Annotated in this window: 15 protein-coding genes; 13 read left to right on the top strand and 2 right to left on the bottom strand. The window is 54.1% G+C overall.

Annotation, left to right across the window (positions count from 1 at the left end; all coding sequences use genetic code 11):
- Window positions 1-205: 205 nt before the first annotated feature.
- Window positions 206-1,966, bottom strand: coding sequence for a 30S ribosomal protein S12 methylthiotransferase accessory factor YcaO (gene ycaO / locus BJ887_RS14560; protein ID WP_121340041.1), 1,761 nt, complete (start codon window positions 1,964-1,966; stop codon window positions 206-208).
- Between the two features lie 127 nt (window positions 1,967-2,093).
- Between ycaO and BJ887_RS14555 the strand changes: the two genes are divergently transcribed.
- From BJ887_RS14555 to BJ887_RS14495, 13 genes are all read left to right on the top strand, one after another.
- Window positions 2,094-2,786, top strand: coding sequence for a DUF421 domain-containing protein (locus BJ887_RS14555; protein WP_020884820.1), 693 nt, complete (start codon window positions 2,094-2,096; stop codon window positions 2,784-2,786).
- 162 nt (window positions 2,787-2,948) lie between these two features.
- Window positions 2,949-4,037, top strand: coding sequence for a 3-phosphoserine/phosphohydroxythreonine transaminase (gene serC, locus BJ887_RS14550; RefSeq protein ID WP_044866179.1), 1,089 nt, complete (start codon window positions 2,949-2,951; stop codon window positions 4,035-4,037).
- A 69-nt stretch (window positions 4,038-4,106) separates the two neighbouring features.
- Window positions 4,107-5,390 carry a 3-phosphoshikimate 1-carboxyvinyltransferase gene (aroA, locus tag BJ887_RS14545; RefSeq protein ID WP_044857540.1) on the top strand — a complete coding sequence of 428 codons (1,284 nt, stop codon included), beginning with the start codon at window positions 4,107-4,109 and terminating at the stop codon, window positions 5,388-5,390.
- Between the two features lie 253 nt (window positions 5,391-5,643).
- On the top strand, window positions 5,644-6,327 hold the full coding sequence (cmk, locus tag BJ887_RS14540; RefSeq protein ID WP_014169386.1) for a (d)CMP kinase: 684 nt from the start codon (window positions 5,644-5,646) through the stop codon (window positions 6,325-6,327).
- 110 nt (window positions 6,328-6,437) lie between these two features.
- The gene (gene rpsA / locus BJ887_RS14535; protein WP_014169387.1) at window positions 6,438-8,111 is read left to right on the top strand and encodes a 30S ribosomal protein S1; all 1,674 of its coding nucleotides are present in this window, start codon (window positions 6,438-6,440) and stop codon (window positions 8,109-8,111) included.
- A gap of 171 nt (window positions 8,112-8,282) precedes the next feature.
- Window positions 8,283-8,570, top strand: a complete 288-nt coding sequence (gene ihfB / locus BJ887_RS14530) for an integration host factor subunit beta (protein WP_008499965.1) — start codon at window positions 8,283-8,285, stop codon at window positions 8,568-8,570.
- Between the two features lie 215 nt (window positions 8,571-8,785).
- Window positions 8,786-11,050: a ComEC family protein gene (locus BJ887_RS14525; protein ID WP_121340040.1), complete on the top strand. Its 2,265-nt coding sequence runs from the start codon at window positions 8,786-8,788 to the stop codon at window positions 11,048-11,050.
- A gap of 36 nt (window positions 11,051-11,086) precedes the next feature.
- The gene (gene msbA / locus BJ887_RS14520; RefSeq protein WP_020884816.1) at window positions 11,087-12,835 is read left to right on the top strand and encodes a lipid A ABC transporter ATP-binding protein/permease MsbA; all 1,749 of its coding nucleotides are present in this window, start codon (window positions 11,087-11,089) and stop codon (window positions 12,833-12,835) included.
- Complete coding sequence (lpxK, locus tag BJ887_RS14515) at window positions 12,832-13,809, top strand: tetraacyldisaccharide 4'-kinase (RefSeq protein WP_121340039.1); 978 nt, start codon at window positions 12,832-12,834, stop codon at window positions 13,807-13,809. The genes msbA and lpxK overlap by 4 nt, the downstream gene beginning before the upstream one ends.
- Window positions 13,810-13,853: 44 nt before the next feature.
- The gene (locus tag BJ887_RS14510) at window positions 13,854-15,083 is read left to right on the top strand and encodes a winged helix-turn-helix domain-containing protein (protein WP_121340038.1); all 1,230 of its coding nucleotides are present in this window, start codon (window positions 13,854-13,856) and stop codon (window positions 15,081-15,083) included.
- A gap of 45 nt (window positions 15,084-15,128) precedes the next feature.
- The gene (gene ycaR, locus BJ887_RS14505) at window positions 15,129-15,311 is read left to right on the top strand and encodes a protein YcaR (protein ID WP_006174474.1); all 183 of its coding nucleotides are present in this window, start codon (window positions 15,129-15,131) and stop codon (window positions 15,309-15,311) included.
- Window positions 15,308-16,054 (top strand): 3-deoxy-manno-octulosonate cytidylyltransferase, encoded by a 747-nt coding sequence (gene kdsB / locus BJ887_RS14500; RefSeq protein WP_014169394.1) that lies wholly within the window; start codon window positions 15,308-15,310, stop codon window positions 16,052-16,054. The genes ycaR and kdsB overlap by 4 nt, the downstream gene beginning before the upstream one ends.
- Before the next feature lie 141 nt (window positions 16,055-16,195).
- Entirely contained in the window at window positions 16,196-17,089 is an 894-nt protein-coding gene (locus BJ887_RS14495) for a YcbJ family phosphotransferase (protein WP_121340037.1), read from the top strand.
- Here BJ887_RS14495 and elyC read toward each other — a convergent pair.
- Entirely contained in the window at window positions 17,066-17,845 is a 780-nt protein-coding gene (gene elyC / locus BJ887_RS14490; RefSeq protein WP_121340036.1) for an envelope biogenesis factor ElyC, read from the bottom strand. The two genes, BJ887_RS14495 and elyC, sit on opposite strands and share 24 nt — an antisense overlap.
- Window positions 17,846-17,943 lie beyond the last annotated feature (98 nt).

Genomic DNA, 17,943 nt, shown 5'->3' with positions numbered 1-17,943 from the left:
CTCTGCAACAGTTAATTAATATGGAGTAATTACCATAAAAAGTAACAGTAAAGCCCAGGTAAATATTATTATATTTACCCATATTTAACTTTATTATTACAATCAACAGTCATTGCCGAAAAAAATAAAAAACGGGGCAATGAAATTGCCCCGTAATATAGCCCAGACGATTGAATACGCCTACAGCTGATAATGTTATATGCGCTTATTTTGACCAGTAAGCGGATTTCGCCTTCTGCAATTTTTCATACGCTTTCAGCAGAGACTGATGTGCCGGGAAGGCTTTCAGATCGCTATCCACAGCCTGAAGACCGTAGAACGGCGCTTCACCGCTCAGTGCTGCGCTGGCGGCTTCAACGGCGTCAGCACCGTACATGCGAACAAACGCATTCAGGTATTGCAGCGGCTGACGATCGTCTTCCTGCGCGAGAAGCAGCAGGGTTTGCAGGCAGCGATAGTAGTTAGTGCGCTCGGCAGAGAAGACAGACTGGTTAAACTCCATAGTCCACTCGGTCCAGGCCAGAGCCTGATCCAGATCGCCGCCAGCCAGTGCCAGCATTGCTTTCAGCTCACCAATACGCAGGGTATACCAGCCGTTATCTTTACCGGTCGCCAGACCCAGCAGCTCGCGTACGCGGGTGAAGTCATCATGGCCTTCTTCGTCCAGTTGCGCGATCAGGTTCAGGTAATCTTCTTTTTCCCATTCGCTGCCCGGCAAGGCCAGCAGGATTTCACGCAGGTGCGCGCCCATGCTGTTGTTCGCCAGCCACAGATCTTCTGCCGGATAGATGTCGGACATGCCCGGCACCAGAATGCGGCAGGCGTACACGCCAAGGTGTTCGTAGTCAGCGATGTAGACTTCTTTATCTTCCGCCTTAAAGATAGCCATCAGCGTGGCGAACTCTTCTTCGGTGGTACCTGCAAAGCTCCAGTCGACGAACGGATAGTCCGCGTCCTGCTTAAACAGATCCCAGGAGATCAAACCGCTGGAGTCGATGAAGTGGGTTTCAAGGTTGGTGTGCTCGGCCACTTCTTCGTCGTCAAAGGTCGGTGGCGTAAACACGTCCAGATCTTTCAGGCCACGGCCCTGCAGTAACTCGGTGACGGTACGCTCCAGCGCCACGCCAAAGTCAGGGTGCGCGCCGAAAGAGGCGAAGCAGGTTCCGTTTTCAGGGTTAAACAGCACCACACAGATAACCGGGTATTTACCGCCCAGTGAGCCGTCATAGGCAAAGATTGGGAAACCTTCCGCTTCCAGCCTGGCGATGGATTCCACCACGCCCGGGTAGCGCGCCAGCACGTCAGCCGGAATTTCAGGCAGGCTGATGGATTCGGCAATGATGCGGTTTTTAATGTGGCGTTCGAAGACTTCAGACAGCCCCTGTACGCGCGCTTCATTACGGGTATTACCGGCAGACATACCGTTGGACACATACAAGTTGCCAACGATGTTCATCGGGATATAGACGGTCTGCTCATCAGACTGACGCGTGAACGGCAGGGCGCAGATACCACGATCCTCATTGCCGGACTGCAGATCGATCAGCATGCTGGCGGTCAGTTCGTTTTCCGGATCGTAGAACGCACGCAGACGCGCGTCGAGAATGCCTTCCGGCAGCGCGTCGTCTTCAGGCAGCGGGAACCATTTTTCGTTCGGATAGTGCACAAACGGGCCGTTGGCGATGGTTTCACCCAGCCAGAAATCGGCGAAGAAATAGTTGGTCGACAGACGTTCAAAATACTCACCCAGCGCAGAGGCCAGTGCCGCTTTTTTTGTCGCGCCTTTACCGTTGGTAAAGCACAGGGCACACTCTTTATCGCGAATATGCACGGACCAGACATGAGGCACCGGGTTGAGCCAGGAGGCTTCTTCGATATTAAAGCCCAGGTCGGTCAGTTTCTGCTGGAAGCGAGCGATGGAATCTTCCAGAGCGGCGTCTTTGCCGGGGATAAACGTTTGAGTCATGGCGTTCACTTTTATCGTACGTAAAGCGCGCAATGATACGGGTTTTGCGTGACAGGTGCTATCTTCGGCGAAAATAAAAGACTCGACTATGCTTACAGACAGTAACTTACTGTTAAGGCATAGAAAAATGAAAGCATTTGATCTCCAGCGGATGGCGTTTGATAAAGTTCCTCCCGAATTTTTGGGCGAAGTGGCCCTGCGCAGCCTGTATACCTTTGTATTGGTCTTCCTGTTTCTCAAAATCACCGGGCGGCGTGGTGTCCGGCAGATGTCCCTCTTTGAGGTGCTGATTATTCTGACGCTGGGTTCAGCGGCGGGGGATGTCGCCTTTTACGACGATGTGCCGATGGTGCCGGTCTTTATCGTTTTTGTCTCACTGGCGCTACTTTACCGGCTTGTCATGTGGCTGATGTCGAAAAGTGAAAAGCTGGAAGATCTTCTCGAAGGGAAGCCGGTGGTTATCGTCGAGAACGGGCGGCTGGCCTGGGAAAATGTACAGAGTGCCAACATGACCGAGTTCGAGTTTTTTATGGAACTGCGTCTGAATAGCGTTGAACAACTCGGGCAGGTGCGGCTGGCAATCATGGAAACGAACGGGCAAATCAGCGTCTATTACTATGCTGACGACGAGGTGAAGCCGGGGCTCTGTATTCTGCCGGATATGCTTATTGAGCGTTTCACGACCGTGCCTGAGTCAGGCGAATATGCCTGTATAAGATGTAGCCATGTTGTGGCGATGCAGCCGGGCGATCATCAATTATGTCCCCGCTGTACAAATCCGGAATGGACGAAGGTTAGCCGGGCCAAACGCCTTACCTGACAGCCATATTGTCGGTTTTGCCGCAGTGAGATGGCAGATTGTATTGTGTGACGCGGTACACATTTCACCGGTCATAAGTTTTAGACATTGCGGCGCGTGTCACTGAATGATAAAACCGATATCCACAGTTATAACTTATTGCTTTTAGCGTGGTGAGGGGAAATGGCTCAAGTCTTTAATTTCAGTTCAGGTCCGGCGATGTTGCCGGCAGACGTGCTTAAACAGGCTCAACAGGAACTTTGTGACTGGAACGGTCTGGGTACGTCGGTGATGGAAATCAGCCACCGTGGTAAAGAGTTTATTCAGGTGGCGGAAGAGGCAGAAAAGGATTTTCGCGATCTGCTGAACATTCCCTCAAACTACAAAGTTTTGTTCTGCCACGGCGGTGGCCGCGGTCAGTTTGCTGGCGTCCCGCTGAATATCCTCGGCGACAAAACCACGGCAGACTACGTTGATGCGGGTTACTGGGCGGCAAGTGCGGTTAAAGAAGCCAAAAAGTACTGCTCGCCAAATGTTATCGACGCCAAAATTACCGTTGATGGCCTGCGTGCCGTGAAGCCGATGAGCGAATGGCAGCTCTCTGATAACGCTGCGTATCTGCACTATTGCCCAAATGAAACCATCGACGGGATTGCCATCGACGAGACCCCGAACTTCGGTAAAGACGTGGTGGTTGCAGCCGATTTCTCCTCTACCATTTTGTCCGCGCCAATTGACGTCAGCCGCTACGGTGTTATCTATGCGGGTGCGCAGAAAAATATCGGCCCGGCGGGTTTGACGATCGTCATCGTGCGCGAAGATTTGCTGGGTAAAGCCCATCAGTCTTGCCCGTCTATTCTGGATTATACGGTCCTCAACGATAACGACTCCATGTTCAACACCCCCCCTACGTTTGCCTGGTACCTCTCTGGCCTGGTCTTTAAATGGCTCAAGCAAAACGGCGGCGTGGCGCAGATGGACAAAATCAATCAGCAGAAAGCCGACCTGCTGTATGGCGTGATCGATAAGAGCGATTTCTACCGTAACGATGTCTCGAAAGCTAATCGTTCTCGTATGAATGTGCCGTTCCAGCTGGCGGACAGCAACCTGGATAAAGTCTTCCTTGAAGAGTCCTTCGCTGCAGGCCTGCATGCGCTGAAAGGCCACCGTGTTGTAGGCGGTATGCGTGCCTCTATCTATAACGCGATGCCGCTGGAAGGGGTTAAAACCCTGACCGATTTCATGATCGACTTCGAACGTCGCCACGGTTAATTACGCTGTTTTTCACCCCCGTAGCCCTGCTGCGGGGTTTTTATTATGTTGAGTTGAGAGTTAAGTTTCATGGAATCCCTGACGTTACAACCTATCGCGCGGGTAGATGGCACCATTAATCTGCCTGGTTCAAAAAGTGTCTCGAACCGCGCTCTGCTGCTGGCAGCTCTGGCAAACGGCACCACCGTCCTCACAAACCTGCTGGACAGCGATGACGTGCGCCATATGCTCAATGCGCTGAAAGCGTTGGGAGTTCATTACACGCTGTCTGACGACCGCACCCGCTGTGAAGTGACCGGCAACGGCGGCGCGTTACGCTCGGCTGAAGAGCGTGAACTGTTTCTGGGTAATGCGGGGACGGCGATGCGCCCGCTGGCGGCGGCCCTGTGCCTGGGCAGCAACAATATTGTGCTGACCGGTGAGCCACGCATGAAAGAGCGTCCCATTGGTCATCTGGTGGATGCCCTTCGTCAGGGCGGCGCGCAAATTGAGTATCTGGAGCAGGAAAATTACCCGCCTCTGCGTCTGCGCGGTGGTTTCAATGGCGGCAACGTCGACGTGGATGGCAGCGTCTCCAGCCAGTTCCTGACGGCTCTGCTGATGACTGCGCCGCTGGCACCACAGGATACGGTCATCACCATCAAAGGCGACCTGGTCTCTAAACCGTACATTGATATTACGCTGCACCTGATGAAAACCTTCGGTGTTGAGGTGGAAAACCGCGCTTATCAGCAATTCGTGGTTCGCGGTGCGCAGCAGTACCAGTCTCCGGGTCATTACCTTGTGGAAGGTGATGCTTCGTCTGCCTCCTATTTCCTGGCGGCAGGGGCAATTAAGGGCGGTACGGTGAAAGTGACCGGCATTGGCCGTAACAGCGTTCAGGGCGATATCCGTTTTGCTGACGTGCTGGAAAAAATGGGCGCCACGATTACCTGGGGTGATGATTTCATCTCCTGCACCCATGGCGAGCTGAACGCTATCGATATGGACATGAACCATATCCCGGATGCGGCGATGACCATTGCCACGGCGGCGCTCTTCGCAAAAGGCACCACGACGCTGCGTAACATTTACAACTGGCGCGTAAAAGAGACTGACCGTCTGTTCGCGATGGCGACCGAACTGCGTAAAGTGGGCGCCGAAGTGGAGGAGGGCGAAGACTACATCCGCGTCACCCCTCCGGCAAAACTGCAGTTTGCGGAAATCGGCACCTATAACGATCACCGCATGGCAATGTGCTTCTCGCTGGTGGCGCTCTCCGATACGCCGGTGACCATTCTCGACCCGAAATGTACGGCGAAAACCTTCCCGGACTACTTCGAGCAATTGGCGCGTATCAGTACCCCTGCCTGATTTGCCTTCGCGCCAGCCTCTGTACTGGCGCGCTTACAGCGTTCCCACTCATTGACGTGATGATCTACACTTCTGGAGATGTGCGCCTGCCGCCTGCAAGCAACGCGAACGATGTAGAAGTATCATTGCGCAATAATTCTTCATCTAAATACCTGTAATTCGCGTTTTTGCACACAACGTTAACGATTGTGGGCATTGGCGCGTATAATGCGCGGCGTTTACGTTAACGGTATGCCTGTTTAAGGAGATAAAGATGACGGCAATTGCCCCGGTCATAACCATTGATGGCCCAAGCGGTGCAGGAAAGGGCACCTTGTGCAAGGCAATGGCGGAAGCATTGCAATGGCATCTGCTGGACTCTGGTGCTATTTACCGCGTGTTAGCGCTTGCGGCGCTGCATCACCATGTTGATGTGGCCTCCGAAGACGCGCTGGTTCCGCTGGCTACCCATCTTGATGTTCGCTTTATCTCAACCAACGGAAATCTGGAAGTGATTCTCGAAGGTGAAGATGTCAGCGGTGAAATTCGGACTCAGGACGTGGCGAATGCCGCGTCACAGGTTGCCGCTTTCCCGCGCGTGCGTGAAGCACTGCTGCGCCGTCAACGCGCCTTCCGTGAACTGCCTGGCCTGATCGCTGACGGGCGTGACATGGGAACCGTTGTCTTCCCTGATGCGCCAGTGAAAATTTTCCTCGACGCCTCCTCGGAAGAACGGGCTCAACGCCGCATGCTTCAGTTGCAGGAAAAGGGGTTTAGTGTTAACTTTGATCGCCTTTTGTCCGAGATAAAAGAGCGCGATGACCGCGATCGTAACCGCGCCGTCGCCCCACTTGTTCCTGCAGAAGATGCATTAGTTCTGGATTCAACCAGTTTAACTATTGAGCAAGTGATTGAAAAAGCGCTACAATATGCGCGCCAAAAACTGGCACTCGCGTAATTGCGACCGATTTAGCAGTACCCCCGCTGCAATGGATTGACGGCGGGTATGTGAAACAACCCCATCCGGCACGGAGCCAGGTGGACGTTATATTAACCTGAAGATTAAACATGACTGAATCTTTTGCTCAACTATTTGAAGAATCCTTAAAAACAATCGAAACCCGTCCGGGTTCCATCGTTCGTGGTGTTGTTGTTGCTATCGACAAAGACGTAGTACTGGTTGACGCCGGTCTGAAATCTGAGTCCGCCATTCCGGCAGAGCAGTTCAAAAACGCCCAGGGCGAGCTGGAAATCCAGGTTGGTGACGAAGTTGACGTTGCTCTGGATGCAGTAGAAGACGGCTTCGGCGAAACCCTGCTTTCCCGTGAAAAAGCTAAACGTCACGAAGCTTGGATCACGCTGGAAAAAGCTTACGAAGAAGCTGAAACTGTGGTCGGTGTTATCAACGGCAAAGTTAAAGGTGGCTTCACTGTTGAGCTGAATGGTATTCGTGCGTTCCTGCCAGGTTCTCTGGTAGACGTTCGTCCAGTCCGTGACACCCTGCACCTCGAAGGCAAAGAGCTTGAGTTCAAAGTAATCAAGCTGGACCAGAAGCGTAACAACGTTGTTGTATCCCGTCGTGCCGTTATCGAATCCGAAAACAGCGCAGAACGCGATCAGCTGCTGGAAAACCTGCAGGAAGGCATGGAAGTCAAAGGTATCGTTAAGAACCTCACTGACTACGGCGCATTCGTTGACCTGGGCGGCGTTGATGGCCTGCTGCACATCACCGACATGGCGTGGAAACGCGTTAAGCACCCAAGCGAAATCGTGAACGTGGGCGACGAAATCACTGTTAAAGTGCTGAAGTTCGACCGCGAGCGTACTCGTGTATCCCTCGGCCTGAAACAGCTGGGCGAAGATCCATGGGTAGCTATCGCTAAGCGTTACCCAGAAGGTACTAAACTGACTGGTCGCGTTACCAACCTGACTGACTACGGCTGCTTCGTTGAAATCGAAGAAGGCGTTGAAGGCCTGGTGCACGTTTCCGAAATGGACTGGACCAACAAAAACATCCACCCATCCAAAGTTGTTAACGTTGGTGATGTAGTGGAAGTTATGGTTCTGGATATCGACGAAGAACGTCGTCGTATCTCCCTGGGCCTGAAACAGTGCAAAAACAACCCATGGCAGCAGTTCGCGGAAACCCACAACAAGGGTGACCGTGTTGAAGGTAAAATCAAGTCTATCACTGACTTCGGTATCTTCATCGGCCTGGACGGCGGCATCGATGGCCTGGTTCACCTGTCTGACATCTCCTGGAACGTTGCAGGCGAAGAAGCAGTTCGTGAATACAAAAAAGGCGACGAAATCGCTGCAGTTGTTCTGCAGGTTGACGCAGAGCGTGAACGTATCTCCCTGGGCGTTAAACAGCTCGCAGAAGATCCGTTCAACAACTGGGTTGCACTGAACAAGAAAGGCGCAATCGTAAACGGTAAAGTCACTGCAGTTGACGCTAAAGGCGCAACCGTAGAACTGGCTGACGGCGTTGAAGGTTACCTGCGCGCTTCTGAAGCTTCACGTGACCGCGTTGAAGATGCCACTCTGGTTCTGAACGTTGGTGACGACGTTGAAGCTAAGTTCACCGGTGTTGACCGTAAGAACCGTGCAATCAGCCTGTCTGTTCGTGCTAAAGACGAAGCTGATGAGAAAGATGCAATCGCCACTGTTAACAAACAGGAAGATGCAAACTTCTCTAACAACGCAATGGCTGAAGCTTTCAAAGCAGCTAAAGGCGAGTAATATCAGGTTGTCCGCATCATTTTGAGCTGTAACGCATTTACAGCGAGAAGGATGAGGAGCAAACTTGACAGATTAGAGGATTCGTCCTGTAATCAATAACAAAGGGCGGCTACGGCCGCCCTTGTTTAATGAGCTGTTCAGCTAATTGGTTTGAAAGGAACCGGAGGAATCATGACCAAGTCAGAATTGATTGAAAGACTTGCCAGTCAGCAACCGCATATCCCTGCGAAAGCAGTGGAGGATGCCGTAAAAGAGATGCTGGAGCATATGGCCTCCACTCTTGCCCAGGGCGAGCGCATTGAAATCCGCGGTTTCGGTAGTTTTTCTCTGCACTATCGTGCTCCACGTACCGGGCGTAACCCGAAAACTGGCGATAAAGTCGAACTGGAAGGTAAGTACGTTCCACACTTTAAGCCGGGTAAAGAACTGCGCGATCGCGCCAACATTTACGGCAACTGAGTTTAGCCATCAGCGCTAAACTGGGTTCGAAAGAAAGCACCTGCGGGTGCTTTTTTTGTGCCTGTCGCTTTTATTCTGAAGATGCCGCGCAATTTTCCTTTTGTTTTCTGCAAACGGATAAAAATGTTTCAGCGCCCGCTGTAAACCGCGTTTCTTCTGGCTGACGACTCACCCTGCCTGCTTCCATACTGTCACCCTCAAACAGGGAGGTAGTAATGGGCATTCCCGCGATAAGTCTTTACGCCATTCTGGCGATCATGCCATTACTCTGGTTACCCGTCCTGCCTGAACGTCATACCGTGTGGGTAATGATCGCCGGTGGGATAGCGCTGGCCGCCCAGCGACACAACGTCCTGAAGTATATGGGGATCATGGTGTTATTTTGTGTCTGGGGTCTTCTTGCTGCGCAGGAAAGCGTCTGGCCGATGCAACATTTAACGACGGGAGCAGTGCAGGCAGAGATAGAAATCACGGCCACCGATGGTGCAACAATGCATCAGGGCAACATTCTGCGTGTCGATGGTCAACGCTGGTGGGCATCCACGGGCGTGACGCTGTATGGCAATTACCTGCCGCAAAAGGTGTGTGCCGGTCAGCGCTGGGCTATGACGCTCAGGCTCCGGCCTGTGCATGGCGAGCTAAACGACGGGGGATATGATCCCCAGCGAAGCGCCTTTGCCCGACACCAGACGCTCAGCGGACGTTTTACGCAGGCGAAAATCGTCGATGAAAACTGCAGCTTGCGTGCTCAGTACCTGATGTCACTGCAACACCGGCTTTCTGCTTTTCACTGGGGCGCGGTTATGCTTGGGCTGGGGATGGGAGAACGTCTGGAGGTGCCCCGGGAAATTAAAGATCTGATGCGCGACACCGGCACGCTGCACCTGATGGCAATTTCGGGTCTGCATATTGCGCTGGCCGCATCCATCGTCTGGTTACTTGCGCGTGGGCTTCAGTTCTTGATGCCGGGCCACTGGATCCACTGGCAGATTCCTCTCCTGGCCGGGTTGTTCTTTGCCGCTTTCTACGCCTGGCTTACCGGGCTGCAACCGCCCGCATTGCGAACGGTTATCGCACTTGCCGTGCTGGCGGCATTGCGCATTGGCGCCCGTCAGTGGTCTCCCTGGCAGGTGTGGTGTTGCTGTATCGCGGCAATCCTGATAAGCGATCCCTTAGCCGTGCTTTCTAAAAGTCTGGCCCTTTCAGCTTTTGCCGTCGCCGCGCTGATTTTCTGGTTTCAGTGGCTGCCTCTTCCTCGCGGGCACCGGGTTCGCTGGTTACAGCCTTTGCTGAATCTGCTCTATCTGCAAACTGGCATGTTGCTTCTGCTCATGCCATTACAGGTGCTGATTTTTCATGGGTTCAGCCTCTCTTCCCTGGTGGCTAATCTCTTTGCCGTCCCCCTGGTTACTTTTGTCTGCGTACCGCTGATCCTGTCCGGAATGTTGCTTCATCTGTTGCCGCTGACGGCGCTGGAAAGTGCCCTCTGGTTTGCAGCCGATAAATCCCTGGGGGGGTTGTTCTGGATGCTGATGCGCCTGCCGGATGGCTGGCAGAATGTAGATGAACGGTGGCAATACCTGACGTTATTGCCCTGGCTTGTCATTATCGGCTGGCGCTTTCATGCCTGGAAATCCGTTCCTGCAGTGTGTCTGGCAGGGAGTGTCTTACTGGCATTTCCGCTCTGGCGAACGGTGCGGAGTGAAGGCTGGACACTGCATATGCTGGATGTGGGGCAGGGGCTGGCAATGGTCATTGAACGCCATGGTAAAGCCCTTCTTTATGATACCGGGCTCGCCTGGCCGGGTGGTGATAGCGCCCGGCAGTTAATCATTCCGTGGCTACGCTGGCACCATTTGCAACCAGAAGGCGTCATTCTCAGTCATGAGCATCTCGACCATGCGGGCGGCCTGGCGACGCTGCAAAAAACATGGCCCACGTTATGGATAAGAAGCCCGTTAGATCGGGCGGAGCATCGGCCTTGTTTTCGCGGGCAGAGATGGATATGGGAGGGGTTAACCTTCACCGTCCACTGGCCACCTGAGGGCTATTCCGAAAGGGGGAACAATCGCTCCTGTGTGGTAAAAATCGACGATGGTGAGCAGAGTGCGTTGCTTACGGGGGATATTGAAGCGCAAGCGGAACAGACTATGCTTAGCCATTACTGGCGTCATCTGACGTCCACTGTGATACAGGTACCCCATCATGGCAGCAATACGTCTTCATCATTGCCACTGGTGCAGCGGGTAGAGGGGAGGATCGCGCTCGATTCTGCGGCTCGCTATAACGCATGGCATTTTCCGTCGGCAAAAGTTATCAGACGTTATCGAAAAGAGGGCTATATCTGGCACGATACCCCCCATTCTGGACAAATATCGGTGACATTCTCGCAACATCGATGGCAAATACAGCGCGTACGTGATGAATATTTACCGCGTTGGTATCATCAGTGGTTTGGCGCGCCCGGAGATAACGGGTAGAATATGCGGCTATTTCAACAGATGCTGGTTTTTTGAATGCATAACGACAAAGATCTCTCCACGTGGCAAACCTTCCGCCGACTCTGGCCGATGATTGCACCTTTTAAAGCAGGCTTGATCGTGGCGGGTGTAGCGTTAGTCCTCAACGCAGCCAGCGATACGTTTATGTTATCGCTTCTCAAACCGTTACTGGATGATGGTTTTGGTAAAACAGATCGCTCAGTGCTGATATGGATGCCACTGGTGGTTATTGGACTGATGATCTTACGCGGTATCACCAGCTACATTTCGAGCTACTGTATCTCCTGGGTTTCCGGGAAAGTCGTTATGACCATGCGCCGTCGGCTGTTTGGTCACATGATGGGCATGCCAGTAGCGTTCTTTGATAAGCAGTCTACCGGTACCTTGCTGTCACGTATTACCTACGACTCCGAGCAGGTAGCATCATCGTCGTCCAACGCGCTGATTACCGTGGTGCGTGAAGGTGCATCGATTATCGGTCTGTTCATCATGATGTTCTATTACAGCTGGCAGCTGTCACTGATCCTTATCGTGCTGGCACCGGTTGTCTCTATTGCTATTCGCGTCGTTTCAAAGCGTTTTCGCAACATCAGTAAGAATATGCAGAACACAATGGGTCAGGTTACGACCAGCGCTGAGCAGATGCTGAAAGGGCATAAAGAGGTGTTGATTTTCGGCGGGCAGGAAGTCGAAACCAAACGCTTTGATAAAGTCAGCAACAAAATGCGTCTGCAGGGGATGAAAATGGTTTCGGCCTCTTCAATTTCTGACCCTATCATCCAGCTGATCGCTTCTCTGGCGCTGGCCTTTGTTCTGTATGCGGCCAGCTTCCCGAGCGTGATGGAGACGCTGACGGCGGGTACCATCACCGTGGTCTTCTCATCGATGATTGCCCTGATGCGTCCGCTGAAATCACTGACGAACGTCAACGCTCAGTTCCAGCGCGGGATGGCTGCCTGCCAGACCCTGTTCAGCATTCTGGATACCGAACAGGAGAAAGATGAAGGTAAACGCGAGATTGAACGCGCCCACGGCGATGTTGAATTCCGCAATGTGACTTTCACCTATCCTGGCCGCGAAACGCCGGCTTTGCGTAATATCAACCTGTCCATTCCCGCGGGTAAAACCGTTGCGCTGGTAGGCCGCTCTGGCTCAGGTAAATCCACCATCGCCAGCCTGATCACCCGTTTCTATGATATCGACGAGGGTGAAATCCTGTTGGATGGCCATGACCTGCGGGAGTATACCCTGCAGTCGCTGCGTAACCAGGTGGCGCTGGTCTCCCAGAATGTGCATCTCTTCAACGATACTGTGGCAAACAACATTGCCTATGCGCGTACAGAAGAGTACAGCCGTGCGGAGATTGAAAAGGCGGCTCGTATGGCCTATGCGATGGACTTTATCAACAAGATGGATAACGGTCTGGATACCATTATCGGTGAGAACGGTGTACTGCTCTCCGGTGGCCAGCGCCAGCGTATCGCCATTGCTCGTGCGCTGTTGCGTGATAGCCCGATTCTGATTCTGGATGAAGCAACCTCTGCGCTGGATACGGAATCTGAACGTGCCATTCAGTCGGCGCTGGATGAGCTGCAAAAGAACCGTACGTCGCTGGTGATTGCGCACCGTCTGTCGACTATCGAACAGGCTGACGAAATCGTTGTTGTTGAAGATGGCGTGATTGTCGAACGCGGAAGCCACTCTGATTTGCTGGCGCACCGCGGCGTTTACGCCCAACTGCATAAGATGCAATTCGGCGAATGATTGTACGTATCTGGTCCGGTGAATCACCGCTGTGGCTGCCGCTTCTGCCGCTTTCCTGGCTTTATGGCCTGGTGAGCGGCCTCATTCGTCTGCTTTACCGCCTGGGGTTGAAGCGAGCATGGCGCGCGCCGGTGCCAGTTGTCGTGGTGGGTAACCTGACGGCTGGCGGCAACGGTAAAACACCGGTGGTGATCTGGCTGGTGGAGCAACTGCAAAAACGCGGTATACGCCCAGGCGTGGTATCGCGTGGGTATGGCGGAAAAGCGGCGCAGTATCCCCTGTTGCTGACGGCGGAAACTACGACCGCTGAAGCGGGTGATGAGCCAGTATTGATTTACCAGCGTACAGGCGCACCTGTTGCGGTTTCCCCGGTACGCAGTGATGCCGTTCAGGCACTTCTTGCCGAACACGCGGTAGACATTATTATTACTGACGATGGTCTGCAGCATTACGCGCTGGCGCGTGATAAAGAGATTGTGGTCATTGACGGGGTTCGCCGGTTCGGTAACGGCTGGTGGCTACCCGCCGGACCAATGCGCGAACGCGCTTCGCGTCTCAGGTCCGTTGATGCGGTGATTGTTAACGGTGGAGAGGCCAAACCGGGTGAGATCCCTATGCATCTCAGGCCGGGAATGGCGGTGAATCTATTGACCGGAGAGCGCCGTGCTGTCTCCTTGTTACCCGCGCTGGTGGCCATGGCGGGTATCGGTCATCCTCCGCGTTTCTTCGCGACGCTGGAACAGTGTGGTGCCCGGCTTGAAAAACGCGTTCCGCTGGCCGATCATCAGGCGCTGGTGCCAGATCAGGTCGCGGCCCTGACAGCTCCGGGGCAGACGCTAATCATGACTGAAAAAGATGCGGTGAAATGCCGTGCCTTTGCGAAGGATAACTGGTGGTATCTGCCGGTTGACGCTGAACTCAGCGGTGAGCAACCGGAACAATTGCTCAAGGAACTGATTGCGTTAGTGCAGTAATGGCTTACGCGGTTCTGGTGGCGCTTTGACTGACAGGAAAACGCATGTCTTTACCGCAACTCTCGCTTTCAGCCGCACGTCATTTGCACCTTGCCGCACAGGGGCTGCTCAAAAAGCCCCGCCGCCGCGCGCAGCCCGCCGATATTCTCTCTACCGTTCAGCGCATGTCGCTCCTTCAAATTGACACCATTAATATCGTGGCCCGTAGCCCTTACCTTGTGCTGTTTAGTCGACTGGGGAATTATCCGCCTCAGTGGCTGGATGACGCGCTCAGTAAGGGGGACTTAATGGAGTACTGGGCGCACGAGGCCTGTTTCCTGCCGCGCAGCGATTTTGCCCTGGTTCGCCATCGCATGCTGGCCCCCGAAAAGATGGGCTGGAAATACCGCCAGGAATGGATGCAGGAGCACACGACTGAAATTGCACAGCTTATCGAGCATATTCAGCAAAACGGTCCTGTACGTTCCGCCGATTTTGAACATCCGAGAAAAGGGACCAGCGGCTGGTGGGAGTGGAAGCCGCACAAACGCCACCTTGAAGGACTGTTTACGTCCGGCAAAGTCATGGTGATTGAACGGCGTAATTTTCAGCGCGTGTATGACCTGACGCACCGCGTGATGCCCCACTGGGACGATGAGCGTGACTTACTCACCCAGGAGGCAGCGGAAGCCATCATGCTGGAAAACAGCGCCCGCAGTCTGGGCATTTTCCGGCCGCAGTGGCTGGCGGATTACTATCGCCTTCGCCAGCCGGCCCTGAAACCGCTGCTGGAAATGTGGCAGCGTGAACATCGTGTTATCCCCGTCACGGTAGAAACCCTCGGGGACATGTGGCTGCATTCGGATCTCCTCCCGCTCTTACCCCAGGCTCTGGACAGTAAGCTTCAGGCAACCCACAGCGCGGTGTTATCGCCTTTCGATCCGGTCGTGTGGGACAGAAAACGGGCCGAACAGCTGTTTAATTTCAGCTATCGGCTTGAGTGTTACACCCCCGCGCCAAAGCGTCAGTACGGCTACTTTGTGTTGCCTCTGCTGCACAAAGGGCAACTGGTCGGTCGAATGGACGCTAAAATGCACCGCAAAACCGGCACGCTGGAGATTATCGCGCTCTATCTTGAAGAGGGGATCCAGACCACAGCGGCGCTGGAAAAAGGATTAACCTCCGCCATTAGCGAATTCGCATGCTGGCAGGGGGCCCACGACGTGGCGCTGGGTCGGGTGCCTGACGGGTTGTTTAGCACCTGTCGACGTGGCTGGGAAACAGACACTCCCTGAAAAAGGAATGTGTTAAGCTTTAGCGATTACCCATACGGAGGAACTATGGATCACCGTTTACTTGAAATTATTGCCTGCCCGGTGTGCAACGGCAAACTTTATTACAGCCAGGACAAACAAGAGCTGATTTGCAAGCTGGACAGTCTGGCATTCCCGCTGCGCGACGGTATTCCGGTATTGCTGGAAAACGAAGCCCGCTCCCTGGTGGCAGAAGAGAGCAAACCATGAGTTTTGTTGTCATTATTCCTGCGCGTTATGCATCAACCCGTCTGCCGGGTAAACCGCTGGTGGATATCAACGGCAAACCGATGATTGTGCATGTCCTTGAACGTGCGCGTGAGTCCGGTGCTGAGCGCGTTATCGTGGCAACCGATCATCCGGACGTTGCCCGTGCGGTTGAGGCGGCTGGCGGAGAAGTGTGCATGACCCGCGCCGATCACCAGTCCGGCACAGAGCGGCTGGCAGAAGTGGTTGAGAAATGCGGTTTCAGTGATGATACGGTCATCGTTAACGTACAGGGCGACGAGCCGATGATCCCGGCGGTCATTATTCGCCAGGTGGCGGAAAACCTGGCGCAGCGCCAGGTCGGTATGGCTACGCTCGCGGTACCTGTGCTCCACGCTGAAGAGGCGTTTAATCCGAACGCGGTGAAAGTGGTGATGGATGCCGAGGGCTATGCGCTCTACTTCTCTCGCGCCACTATTCCCTGGGATCGTGATCGTTTTGCGGTTTCAAAAGAGACCATTGGTGATTCATTCCTGCGTCATCTGGGGATCTACGGCTACCGTGCTGGCTTTATTCGTCGTTATGTTACCTGGGCACCCAGCCCGCTGGAGCATATCGAAATGCTGGAGCAGCTCCGCGTGCTCTGGTACGGGGAAAAAATCCACGTTGCCGTTGCGCAGGAAGTGCCAGGTACGGGTGTTGACACCCCGGAAGATCTTGAGCGCGTCCGCGCCGAATTGCGTTAATAGCGCCCGCATCCCTCCTTGCGGGGGGATGTTCTCTCCAGGTTATTTTCCCTTTCTTTTCCATAATTGATCTCTGTCGGGTGACATCTTCTGTCCGCGCGCTCATTATAAAAGCAGTAGTCTTAATGGGGGTAATATCATATGGAACAGCTGCGTGCTGAACTGAGCCATCTGCTGGGTGAGAAGTTAAGCAGGGTTGAGTGTGTGAACGAAAAAGCAGATACCGCACTCTGGTCGTTATATGACAGCCAGGGAAACCCAATGCCGCTGATGGCCCGAAGTTTTACCTCGCCGGGCGTTGCCAGGCAGCTGGCCTGGAAAATGTCGATGCTTGCGCGACAAGGGACCGTCCGCATGCCGACGGTGTATGGCGTGATGACGCATGAAGAACACCCCGGCCCCGATGTCCTGCTGATTGAGCGGTTACGTGGCGTGCCTGTGGAAGCGCCTGCTCGTTCACCGGAACGCTGGGAACAGCTGAAAGATCAGATTGTCGAGGCGCTGCTGGGCTGGCACAGACAAGACAGCGGTGGGCTCGTCGGCCCGGTAGACAGCACCCAGGAAAACCTGTGGCCACTGTGGTACCGCCAGCGGGTCGAAGTGTTGTGGGGCACCCTTAACCAGTTTAATAACACCGGTTTGACCATGCAGGACAAACGTATTTTGTTCCGCACCCGGGAGTGTTTGCCCGCGCTGTTTGACGGCTTTAACGACAACTGCGTGCTGGTTCACGGCAATTTTACCCTGCGCAGCATGCTGAAAGACCCTCGCAGCGACCAGCTTCTGGCAATGGTAGGGCCAGGGATCATGCTCTGGGCACCGCGCGAGTACGAGTTGTTCAGGCTCAGCGACAGCGGGGCCGCAGAGGGGTTACTCTGGCATTATCTCCAGCGCGCGCCGGTTGCAGAAGCGTTTCTCTGGCGCCGCTGGCTCTATCTGCTCTGGGATGAAGTGGCGCAACTGGTCAATACTGGCCGTTTTAATCGCGCCAACTTCGATCTCGCCACGATATCACTCCTGCCCTGGCTCGCCTGAGGCGCCTTTTAGCCATTGCCAGAGACGTCCAAGCGTTTCGTAACCGACACGATCGCTGTGCATCAGCCACACCGGGGACGGGATCGCCCGTTCCCACGGGTTAAGCGGCGCGTCGATGGCCATCTGGTTAGCCGGCGCGGGGAGGGGATGCAGGCCAACTCTTTCGAAGAAAATCATCGCCCGCGGCAGGTGCGAGGCGGACGTAACCAGCAGGAGCGGGGCATCGCCAATCGCCTGCTTCACGGCAGCAGCTTCTTCTTCGGTGTCTTTTGGGCTGTCCAGCGTGATGATAGCGGAACGCGGTACACCCAGCGATTCAGCCACTCTGGCTCCGGCTTCGGCCGTGCTGACCGGGTTTGTTTTTGCCGCCGCACCGGTAAAGATCATTTTCGATCCCGGATTCGCCAGCCACAGGCGAATGCCTTCGTTCAGTCGAGGCAGGCTGTTGTTAATCAGGTTTGAACTGGGCGCCCAGCTCGGATCCCAGGTGTAACCCCCACCCAGCACCACGATATACTTCACCTCCTGATGACCCTGCCATGTCGGGTACTTGTTTTCGACAGGACGTAACAGGCTATCCGCGACCGGCTGCAGACTCAGCAACAGCAGAACCAGCCAGCCGACGGTAATAAGGGTTTTGCCACTTTTCTGAAAGCGACTAAACCACACCAGCGCCAGCCCCAGCGCAATGATGATAAGCAGCAGTGGAAGGGGAAGCATCATCCCCCCAATGTATTTCTTCAGGGTAAAAAGCATCCTTTTTGGTTCCTTTTTTAACCATATAGCAGGTGATTACTCGTGATATTACACCAGAGAGGTTCATTCTCCGCGCGGGTGTGACAAAATAGCGGTTT

Origin of the sequence: Enterobacter sp. WPR_3_1, assembly GCF_003635055.1 — a bacterium.
In the GTDB taxonomy this organism is placed as follows: domain Bacteria; phylum Pseudomonadota; class Gammaproteobacteria; order Enterobacterales; family Enterobacteriaceae; genus Enterobacter; species Enterobacter ludwigii.
The sequence above is the reverse complement of the archived record's forward strand: the minus strand, read 5'-3'. Positions and strand labels throughout refer to the sequence as shown.

Coding starts and splice junctions, on each gene's coding strand:
- ycaO (WP_121340041.1), bottom strand. CDS start 1,966: ATGACTCAAACGTTTATCCCCGGCAAAGACGCCGCTCTGGAAGATTCC.
- BJ887_RS14555 (WP_020884820.1), top strand. CDS start 2,094: ATGAAAGCATTTGATCTCCAGCGGATGGCGTTTGATAAAGTTCCTCCC.
- serC (WP_044866179.1), top strand. CDS start 2,949: ATGGCTCAAGTCTTTAATTTCAGTTCAGGTCCGGCGATGTTGCCGGCA.
- aroA (WP_044857540.1), top strand. CDS start 4,107: ATGGAATCCCTGACGTTACAACCTATCGCGCGGGTAGATGGCACCATT.
- cmk (WP_014169386.1), top strand. CDS start 5,644: ATGACGGCAATTGCCCCGGTCATAACCATTGATGGCCCAAGCGGTGCA.
- rpsA (WP_014169387.1), top strand. CDS start 6,438: ATGACTGAATCTTTTGCTCAACTATTTGAAGAATCCTTAAAAACAATC.
- ihfB (WP_008499965.1), top strand. CDS start 8,283: ATGACCAAGTCAGAATTGATTGAAAGACTTGCCAGTCAGCAACCGCAT.
- BJ887_RS14525 (WP_121340040.1), top strand. CDS start 8,786: ATGGGCATTCCCGCGATAAGTCTTTACGCCATTCTGGCGATCATGCCA.
- msbA (WP_020884816.1), top strand. CDS start 11,087: ATGCATAACGACAAAGATCTCTCCACGTGGCAAACCTTCCGCCGACTC.
- lpxK (WP_121340039.1), top strand. CDS start 12,832: ATGATTGTACGTATCTGGTCCGGTGAATCACCGCTGTGGCTGCCGCTT.
- BJ887_RS14510 (WP_121340038.1), top strand. CDS start 13,854: ATGTCTTTACCGCAACTCTCGCTTTCAGCCGCACGTCATTTGCACCTT.
- ycaR (WP_006174474.1), top strand. CDS start 15,129: ATGGATCACCGTTTACTTGAAATTATTGCCTGCCCGGTGTGCAACGGC.
- kdsB (WP_014169394.1), top strand. CDS start 15,308: ATGAGTTTTGTTGTCATTATTCCTGCGCGTTATGCATCAACCCGTCTG.
- BJ887_RS14495 (WP_121340037.1), top strand. CDS start 16,196: ATGGAACAGCTGCGTGCTGAACTGAGCCATCTGCTGGGTGAGAAGTTA.
- elyC (WP_121340036.1), bottom strand. CDS start 17,845: ATGCTTTTTACCCTGAAGAAATACATTGGGGGGATGATGCTTCCCCTT.